Annotated in this window: 2 protein-coding genes and 1 pseudogene; all 3 read right to left on the reverse strand. The window is 44.4% G+C overall.

The annotated features are described in order from the left end of the window. Positions 1-254: major capsid protein P2 (locus tag AACR11_RS01075; RefSeq protein WP_223295796.1), on the reverse strand; the 254-nt coding region annotated here is incomplete at its 3' end. Positions 255-256: 2 nt separating this feature from the next. Further along, positions 257-385 (reverse strand): hypothetical protein, encoded by a 129-nt coding sequence (locus tag AACR11_RS01080; RefSeq protein WP_025556568.1) that lies wholly within the window; start codon positions 383-385, stop codon positions 257-259. 125 nt (positions 386-510) lie between these two features. Beyond that, positions 511-741, reverse strand: a pseudogene (locus AACR11_RS01085) (hypothetical protein); the annotation flags it as partial.

Raw genomic sequence — 741 nt, forward strand, 5'->3', positions numbered from 1 at the left:
GCTTGAGTGAACTGTTTGCGGTGCTCTTGAATATCAACCAAGTCTTGACCTGTTAGGTTGTAGACTTCCTTACCGTTTAGCGTGATACGTACACGCTCAATATCAGCAGGATTGGTAATGTCTGTTACCAGCTCAATGGATTGGTAAGTTGGACCACTAACCAAGCGTAAGCTTGCTTGGTTGCCCCAATTCACCCCTTCTACAGGGTCTAAATCGAGTGGGCGTGGGTTAAATGGTGTGTTTAGTAGTTCCATAATTAAAACCACCCTGCATTGCCGTTAAGCTGTTCTTTAACTGGCTTAAGTGCGCCAATATTGTTGATTGCCGCTAATGCCAATAGCGCAACGACAACCGTCATCAGCATAGTTTTATGACTTGCTTTCATGATTTCCCCTGTTTCACAACGTTGGAAAGAGTTAAAAGAGTCATTATCAAATCAGACAACCGAGAAACGGTCATGAAGTTTCAACCTATAGGTAGAACTTTTAACCTATAGGTTGAAATGTGAGTTTAACGGTAGTTTCGAGATAGGAGTTTGCCGCTTTCGCAGTTCAGCGCGCCGCGCTCTAGGTTGCCAATACCATCACGAACGATGAGATATTCTGCAATCGCTTTACCGATAAGTTTTTTGTTTACCTTGGCACTTTTAAGATCTGCAACTTCATTGGAGTGAATGCCTTTTTGCTTGGCTACCCAATCGGCATCCACACCCGAGTTCACCGCGCCCAACCACCAAACGCT

Source organism: Vibrio sp. L85, from assembly GCF_963871815.1.
GTDB classification, from domain to species: Bacteria; Pseudomonadota; Gammaproteobacteria; order Enterobacterales; family Vibrionaceae; genus Vibrio; species Vibrio harveyi.

Coding starts and splice junctions, on each gene's coding strand:
- AACR11_RS01080 (WP_025556568.1), bottom strand. CDS start 385: ATGAAAGCAAGTCATAAAACTATGCTGATGACGGTTGTCGTTGCGCTA.